Here is a 7,391-nt window from a genome sequence, read left to right on the forward strand (position 1 = left end):
GGCCTGAGCGTGCGCGTGCAGGACAGCTATCTGGCCGGCGCGGGCCTGCTGCATGCAGCTCTGCTTGGCGTGCTCGACATGGCTCGCCAGCAGGGCGGGGGCGAGCTGGCGCGCGGGGAGCTGATGCGTTTCCTGGCCGAGGCGCCCTGGTACCCCACGGCCCTGCTACCCAGCCAGGGCGTGAGCTGGGCGGCGGTGGACGCGCGCCAAGCCGATGCCACGCTGGCCGACGGCGCTGTCTCGGTGACGCTGCGCTTCAAGTTCGGCGATGCCGGCCTGGTGGACACGGTGCGCGCCGAGGCGCGCGGGCGCAAGGTGGGCCGGATGACTGAAATGGCCCCCTGGGAAGGGCGCTGGAAGGAGTGGACGACCCGCGACGGCATGCGCGTACCTCTGGCCGGCGAGGTGGCCTGGCTGCTGCTCAGCGGGCGCCAGACCTATTGGCGCGGACGCCTGGGCAAGCTGCGCTACCGCTTCAGCGCTTGATGGGGGCGGGTCCTTGTGGCTTCCTTGTCGGAGCCCTAGGCCAAGGCGACGAATGCCTGCCCGAACAGGCCACCCATCAGCACCGCGCCCAGGCCGACCAGGAACACCCAGGGCGAACGGCGTCTGGCCATGCTCAGGAAGCTTTCCTCGCGGCAAGCTGGTGGGTCTTCGTTGCGGTAGATGGGGACGGGCGGGCCGTCGGTGCGCATGCGAACGCGAGCCGAAGGATCGGCTTGGAGGGTGGCGTTCATCGCGCCCCCTTCTGGCCCTTGCGGCCGGCGTGCTTGTGGCGCTCGGGCATGTGGGCCGACGGCTTGGGCAGCTCGGGCTTGATATCCAGCACGGGCGGGTGGCCGGCGGGTTCCGCGGGCTTGTTCTTGGCCTTCATCGACTGCTTCATGGGGTGCTCCGGCATTGAGGTCCAGGCGACGAAGGATTTCTGGCCAGGACTGCCGAGACCTTAGGGCGGCCGTGCGCGCTTGACTGTGCGGCAGCGCACCCGTGGCATGCCGCGCTGTGTGCGCCGCCGCACAGACCCGTCGTAGCGCACGCGTCCAAGCTCCTCCTGCCCTTGCTGCACAGGCCCCCATGAAAGCAGAGCCACAGCGCCGTCCGCCCGCGATGCCCGCACCCAGCGATGCCGATCTCGCCTACATGGCGCAGGCGGCATTGACGTGGAACCCCTCCCTGCCCCCGGGCGGGGTCCGGGCCCGCGTTGAAGCCGGCTGGCTGACCTTGTCGGGTGAAGTGCGCTGGCACTACCAGCGGCAGGACGCGGTCAATTGCGTGCGCCATCTGCCGGGACTTGCCGGCGTCAACAACTGCATCACGGTGCAACCGTCAGCGACGCACGCGCCCTTCAGGGACGCTACCTGAAGCGTGCAAGGCATGGCGCGCGCCTACAACCGGCCCATCAGCCAGAGCACGATGAGGATCAGCAACACCAGGCCGATGCCGCCCGAGGGTATATAGCCCCAGCTGCGGCTGTGCGGCCAGGTCGGAAAGGCGCCGACCAGCAGCAGGATCAGTACGATCAAAAGAATGGTTGAGATGCTCATGACGTTCTCCTTGAGCGAAGGCGCTCGGCCTGATTCATGCCGACGCCGCCGAAGCGGCGGGTGTCACGACGACAACGGCGGTGGCGCCTGCTTTGCCGGCCTCGCCCGTGGCGCCGGTGGCCCCGGGTGGCCCCGGTTCGCCCGCAGGGCCGGGGGCGACGATGACCGTGGGCGGTGGTTCATTGCGCTGGCAACCGCCCAGCAGCAGCGTCAGCATGGGCAAGCACAGGGCCAGCGCTGTTGAGCGTGAAGACATGAAGATTCCTTTGCGACAGACCACACCGGGAGGTGCTCCAGCGCAAGGTAGCCACGCGCTGCGGTCGTGTCGGTGCGGTAGCGCACCAGGGGTGCACCGGCAGTTCGGACTACCCCGTTGCCGGCCCGCCGGTATGTAAGCGGCTCAACGTCCTACAGCCACGCGCTGGCGCTGAGGACATTGTTGAGGGGCGCTCAAGGTTGAGCAGTGCAGGTCTCAGGCATGAGAACCCCCTTCCGACTGAACGTGCCGAATTGGTTCGACAACCTCGGCTCCGAGTTGCTCCGGTCGCACGCGGCGCCGAGGCCGCTGTGGCGTCGCGCCATTGAACAGCGCCGTAGAACGCGCCGACTGGCGCCGGCGGCCACCACTCGCACGCAACCACCACTGCYGGCACGCCCATGAGCGGCTTCTGGATCTCCACGCCCTTCTCCCAGGAGCCGCGCATCGTGCTGGTCCGCTGGCGGGCCTGGGAGGTGCAGGTGCCCAGCTACGACGCCCCCACCTGGCATCTCGTCGGCTACATCGAGGACGAGCACTGCGCCAAGGTCTCGTCGGCCGTGGCCTTTGTGCACATCGACACCGATGAAGTGACCACCAAGACGGGCCGCACCTATGCGCTCAACGGGCCGCCCAGCATCGATGCCGACGCGGCCCATCTCTGGGACAGCTGGCGCAAACAGCATGGCGCCGTGGTGCTGCGGGAGGTCACGACGGATGTGCTGGATGGGCGGCAGCCGGTGGCGGTGAACTTGATCCAGCCGCCGGGATAGTCTCCTTCCGTTTACCGGCGTGCCTTGAGGCCTGCCCAGGCCCCATAAATGGCCGCGGGGATGGTGACGAGGGTCGCCAGCGCCGTGAACCAAGCCGACTGCGCCGCGTCGGAGAGCAGCAAGCCGGTGGCAATGCTCAGTACACCGAACGCAGCTGCGTGCCAGTACGGCACGGTTGGAGCCAGGCGGGCGCAGATTGCGCCACCCATGGCAGTCGTCAACGTCCCGAGCACAAAGACAACTGCCAAGTACTCGGGTTGGGCGGGAAGCGCAGCGACATCAGCCGACGTCGAAACACTGCCTGGCCAAAGAGCAAGGACGGCAAAGCCCGAGACCATGTCCAAGGCGAGCATGCTGATGAGCCCGACTGCAAGGGCTCGTAAATTGAGGCGAGGTAACTCCATTGATTCCCTGTTGGCAAACCGAAGCGCCCGGCGCGGGCGCCTGAAGCCGCTATTCCTTGACGATTCGTCGGGCTGGCCAAGTCGGCGAGACCATCTCCGCGGCCACGCGGCTTTGCGGCCGCCCGCCCCTATTCCTCGAGGCGCTCTCGAGAATGCGAGGCCTCCCGGCGCTTCGAGCCAGCGACTGCCTTCGCCGGCAACCTCATGGCCCGCGGGTACTTTGTGCGCCGAATCGAATCTCGCGACTGATCCCTCATCTAAATCAAGCACTTAGACATCCTTCACTCCCCATATCCCGCCGCCGATGGATCGCATTTGGTGCGAATGCCGACATCGATGGGTGCATAAGATGCGATCGACCGTTTGATCCGATCAAAGCTGCGATCTCCAGCTCGCGGCTTGGCCCGCGGGCCTCCCACCTTCGCGCCCTTCTTGCGCGCCGAAGGAGCGCCACATCCGGTACCCACATCTCGTCGCTCTCCGCATCCAACTTCCACGCTGGGTCCTTCGCTTGCCGGTGGTCTCTAAGCGCGGCGAGCACCATCGGCATCCCGTCACGAAGCGTGGCGTGCCTTGGCTCACGTTGCGCGGTTTCGAGCCGCACTCGTTTGCGCGCGAGCTCAATAGGATAGAAGAAGACTTTGATCGTGTCCGCGGTCTTGTCGTCTAGCTAAGCCTCCAACCGAACCGTCGAGGACGTTATCGCGTCGCTGGAGGCGCTCTTCAAGAACAAGGGAATGGATGGGGACCCGAAGGCCAGCGTGGCCGCTGCGGTCGAATTGCTCAAGAACGGCGTCATAGGAAAGCTGGCACAGGAGAAAACCGATGAAATCCCTGTGCACTGAAGACGCAGTCCAGACCTCGCTGCTGAAGAAGTTGACGGACTGGGTCGACGACAAGACGCTGACTGGGCACACTGTCTGGTCGCTCTTCCCCGCGCCAGAAGGTGCAGAGGTCAAAGGCTCGGACGGCGCTACCTACAAGATCAAGGACAAGAAGGACCAGAAAATACGTGAGCGTCCAGCCGGGCCATCTTGAAGGATCGCCAGGCGCATAACGGCACATCGATGTCAACACCGCCTTCATGGTTGTATGGACTGCACTCAACCAAGCACTTGCCCCAGCATGCGGTGATGCAGCGGCATGCGCGCCACCGTAGCGGCGAGGGCATCTCGCCGGCCCTTCAACGCGGACAGCGCGCGCTCGGGTGGAATTTCGGCGATGACGGGATCGTCCCGCTCGGGCCAGTGCTCCATGCCGGCATGGATGGCCAGCCAGCTGGTCGCGTCGAAGCCCTCCTCGTCGTACTCGTGCAGCACGCCGTAGCGCCGCCACAGCTCCAGGCGGAACGCCAGCGTGTCGGGCAGTTCCATGCGGCTCACATGGCGCCACAGCTCGCTGTCGCGGCGGCGCGTGAGGCAGTAGTGCAGGATGATGAAGTCGCGGATGCGCGCGAAGCGACGCACAGAGCCTTCGTTGAACAGCGCGCGGGCATCGTCGTCCAGCGGCCGGCCCTCGGTCAGCAACGTCATCAGTCGGCTGATGCCGTCCTGGATCAGGTAGATGCTGGTGGACTCCAACGGCTCCAGGAAACCCGAGGACAGGCCGATGGCAATGACGTTGTTGACCCAGAAGCGCTGGCGGTGGCCGGTGGTGAATCGCAGCAGCCGCGGCTCGGCCAGCTGCTTGCCGTCCAGCCGATCCAGCAATTGCTCGCGGGCGCGGTCCGCGTCGATGAATCGGCTCGCGAACACATGGCCGTGCCCGGTGCGGTTCTGCAGGGGGATGCGCCAAGACCAGCCGCCCTCCAGCGCGGTGGCCTGGGTATAGGGCGTGAGCTGATCGCCGCTACGCTCGCAGGGGCAAGCCCAGGCGCCGTCCACGGGCAGCCAGTGGCTGAAGTCGACGAAGGGCTCGGCGAGCGTGCCGCCCAGCAGCAGGGAGCGGAAGCCCGAGCAGTCGATGAACAGGTCGGCCTCGATGCGGCGGCCGTCGTCCAGGTGAACCGCCGCCACGCCGCCATCGGGGCGGCGCAGCACGTCGACGATGCGCCCCAGCGTGTGCCGCGTGCCGCGCTGCACAGCAAGCCTGCGCAGGAACGCCGCGTACTGCACGGCGTCGAAGTGGTAGGCGTACTTGAATTGCGAATCGTTCTGGGGCAGCACGAAGCGGCCCTGCATGGCCATCACGGTCGGCAGGCATTGCGTGCCCAGCGGGTCCACCAGGCCCATGCGGCGGTGCTGGGCCCACAGCGTCTGCGAGCCGAACAGGTTGCCGTGCATTTTTCGACGCGACGTGAGCACCAGGTCCAGCGTCTTCTGAGCACGGAATCCGGCGCCTGACGAGCACCTTGTCCGGAGGTGTCGCGCAGGGCAGCGTGTCCGGTGACTTGACCACTCGGTCCAGCGCCGGGTGCGGAGATGCTGGCTGCTTCAGGCTGGCGAGAGCCATTCACAGTTCGTCAGTTGAACGTCGGCTGCAGCGGCAAGCGGTCGCCCGCGGTGTGCCGGCGCCTATGACCGCTTTGCCTTCGAGCTCCGGCGCTCCTTGACTGGCCTCTGAGGCCTGGCGCCATCGTCCACCGTGTGCAGCGTCCGGAGGAAATTACAGCCGCTCAGCGTTTTTTTGTGGAGAGCGCATCCTGCAGCACGCTGGCCAAGCGCTCCGCGGAGGTCGGCTTGACCAGCACCGTGAAGCCTTGAGCCATGGCCAGCCGGATCTGCTCGGAGTAGCCCGTCATCACGATGACGCAGTTGTGGTGCCGTCGGACCGGCTGCGGGACCACAATGTGGTAATACCAAAGTTGCTATGTGGCAAAGTGGCAAGACCGCAATTTGGTCAATCCGCAGCAGTGTCCTCCTTCATCTGCCCACCCAACATGCAACGCTGCGCCTGCATTGGCGCCTGTAAACGCTTGGCGAAGACTTCTGGTTCGGCCGCACGCTGCTGCATCCGACGATGCCGGCGTGTGCCGAAGCGCTCGGGCGCTTAGCCGTCGTTGGGCTGCGGACCTAGCCCGCCGTGGTCCGCCTCTTGTACCTCCATGCCACCTGTCGTAACGCCGATTCCTTGTTTGACTACTTCCATGAGAAACATCAATCTGACGTCCCTGTGCACGCTGGCCAGTGCGTTCCTTGCACTGCCGGCGAATGCTCAGTCGACCGGGGTTGCATCGCAGCCCGAGATCCATATCACGGCCGACCGGGTCAAGACCCGCATCAACCCCCGCATGTACGGTCTCATGACCGAAGAGATCAACTTTGCCTACGAAGGCGGCCTTTACGGTGAACTGATCCGCAACCGCAGCTTCAAGGGCGAAGCGGGTTACGCCTACCAGGCTGAGGAGCCGGTGTACTGGAACGCCGTCGGTGCGGCCGAGCTGGCCCTGGACAGGAACAACAAGCTCAACGACGCGCTGGACTTGAGCCTGGCGCTGACTCTCAAAAGCGCATCGCCCGAGCAGCCGGCGGGCATCCGCAACGGTGGCTACTGGGGCATCGGCCTCAAACCCGACACCAGCYACACCGTGTCCTTCTATGCCAAGGCTGAAGGCGAAATCGGCCCACTGCTGGCCTCGCTCGTCAAGGCTGGTGGCGCCTCGCTCGTCTCCGGCAAGGTGGACGGCGTCGGGCGCGACTGGAAGAAGTTCCAGATCACGCTGCGCACCGGCAGTGAGCTGGTGCCGTCCAAGGACAACGTCTTCACGCTCACCGCCAGCCGGCCGGGCAAGCTCTGGCTGCAACAGGTGTCGGTGTTCGGTCCCACCTACAAGAACCGCCCGAACGGGCTGCGCCCGGACCTGATGGAGCTGATGGCGGGCCTGAAGCCGAAGTTCCTGCGCTTTCCTGGCGGCAACTACGTCGAGGGCGACACCTTCGGGCAGCGCTTCGAGTGGAAGAAGACCATCGGCGACCCGGCGCAGCGGCCCGGCCACCGCAGCCCCTGGAACTATTGGTCCACCGACGGCATGGGCATGTTGGAATTCCTGCTGTGGTGCGAAGACCTCGGCATGGAGCCCCTGCTCGATGTGTTCGCGGGCTACGCCCTCAATGGCGAGCGGCTGTCCTCTGAAGAAGACCTGGCGCCCTTCGTGCAGGAAGCCTTGGACCAGATCGAATACATCATCGGCGGCGCTGACACCAAATGGGGCGCGCAACGCGCCAGGGACGGCCACCCCGAGCCCTTCAAGATGAGTCACGTCGAGATCGGCAACGAGGACGTCTTCGACAAGTCGGGCTCCTACGACAAGCGCTTCTCGATCTTCCACAAGGCGATCAAGGCCAGGTACCCGCAACTGACGCTCATTTCGACGATGGCGGCCAGCGCGACGCCTTCACAGCGCCCCGAGATGATCGACGACCACACCTACGCCTGGGGCGAGGCGCAGATGTACGAGCACCTGACCGACTACGAC

At 65.7% G+C, this 7,391-nt stretch carries 11 protein-coding genes and 1 pseudogene; 5 read left to right on the top strand and 7 right to left on the bottom strand.

What is annotated here, in order from left to right; all coding sequences use genetic code 11:
* The coding region (locus ACXJKR_RS19065) for a DUF6920 family protein (RefSeq protein ID WP_457324149.1) at positions 1 to 486 on the top strand (486 nt) is incomplete at its 5' end.
* A gap of 35 nt (positions 487 to 521) precedes the next feature.
* Here ACXJKR_RS19065 and ACXJKR_RS19070 read toward each other — a convergent pair.
* The gene (locus tag ACXJKR_RS19070) at positions 522 to 737 is read right to left on the bottom strand and encodes a hypothetical protein (RefSeq protein WP_457324150.1); all 216 of its coding nucleotides are present in this window, start codon (positions 735 to 737) and stop codon (positions 522 to 524) included.
* Positions 734 to 886 carry a hypothetical protein gene (locus ACXJKR_RS19075; RefSeq protein WP_457324151.1) on the bottom strand — a complete coding sequence of 51 codons (153 nt, stop codon included), beginning with the start codon at positions 884 to 886 and terminating at the stop codon, positions 734 to 736. The genes ACXJKR_RS19070 and ACXJKR_RS19075 overlap by 4 nt, the downstream gene beginning before the upstream one ends.
* Positions 887 to 1,074: 188 nt before the next feature.
* Between ACXJKR_RS19075 and ACXJKR_RS19080 the strand changes: the two genes are divergently transcribed.
* Complete coding sequence (locus tag ACXJKR_RS19080; RefSeq protein WP_457324152.1) at positions 1,075 to 1,362, top strand: BON domain-containing protein; 288 nt, start codon at positions 1,075 to 1,077, stop codon at positions 1,360 to 1,362.
* 23 nt (positions 1,363 to 1,385) lie between these two features.
* Here the strand turns inward: ACXJKR_RS19080 and ACXJKR_RS19085 are convergent, their stop codons facing one another.
* Together ACXJKR_RS19085 and ACXJKR_RS19090 are read right to left on the bottom strand one after the other, a co-directional pair.
* Entirely contained in the window at positions 1,386 to 1,544 is a 159-nt protein-coding gene (locus tag ACXJKR_RS19085) for a DUF3309 family protein (protein WP_457324153.1), read from the bottom strand.
* A 34-nt stretch (positions 1,545 to 1,578) separates the two neighbouring features.
* Entirely contained in the window at positions 1,579 to 1,800 is a 222-nt protein-coding gene (locus tag ACXJKR_RS19090; RefSeq protein ID WP_457324154.1) for a hypothetical protein, read from the bottom strand.
* A 401-nt stretch (positions 1,801 to 2,201) separates the two neighbouring features.
* On the opposite strand from ACXJKR_RS19090, the gene ACXJKR_RS19095 reads away from it, so the two are divergent.
* Entirely contained in the window at positions 2,202 to 2,573 is a 372-nt protein-coding gene (locus tag ACXJKR_RS19095) for a hypothetical protein (RefSeq protein ID WP_457324155.1), read from the top strand.
* Between the two features lie 11 nt (positions 2,574 to 2,584).
* Here ACXJKR_RS19095 and ACXJKR_RS19100 read toward each other — a convergent pair whose 3' ends face one another.
* Entirely contained in the window at positions 2,585 to 2,917 is a 333-nt protein-coding gene (locus ACXJKR_RS19100; protein ID WP_457324156.1) for a hypothetical protein, read from the bottom strand.
* 885 nt (positions 2,918 to 3,802) lie between these two features.
* Here ACXJKR_RS19100 and ACXJKR_RS19105 point away from each other — a divergent pair.
* On the top strand, positions 3,803 to 4,015 hold the full coding sequence (locus ACXJKR_RS19105; RefSeq protein WP_457324157.1) for a hypothetical protein: 213 nt from the start codon (positions 3,803 to 3,805) through the stop codon (positions 4,013 to 4,015).
* A gap of 65 nt (positions 4,016 to 4,080) precedes the next feature.
* On the opposite strand, the gene ACXJKR_RS19110 is transcribed toward ACXJKR_RS19105, so the two are convergent.
* Together ACXJKR_RS19110 and ACXJKR_RS19115 are read right to left on the bottom strand one after the other, a co-directional pair.
* Positions 4,081 to 5,259, bottom strand: coding sequence for a tryptophan halogenase family protein (locus tag ACXJKR_RS19110; RefSeq protein ID WP_457324158.1), 1,179 nt, complete (start codon positions 5,257 to 5,259; stop codon positions 4,081 to 4,083).
* 332 nt (positions 5,260 to 5,591) lie between these two features.
* A complete protein-coding gene (locus ACXJKR_RS19115) occupies positions 5,592 to 5,717 on the bottom strand; it encodes a hypothetical protein (protein ID WP_457324159.1) in 126 nt (41 codons plus the stop codon).
* A gap of 345 nt (positions 5,718 to 6,062) precedes the next feature.
* On the opposite strand from ACXJKR_RS19115, the pseudogene ACXJKR_RS19120 reads away from it, so the two are divergent.
* Positions 6,063 to 7,391 (top strand): annotated as a pseudogene (locus ACXJKR_RS19120) (hypothetical protein); the annotation flags it as partial.

This window comes from Roseateles sp. P5_E11 (assembly GCF_054049355.1).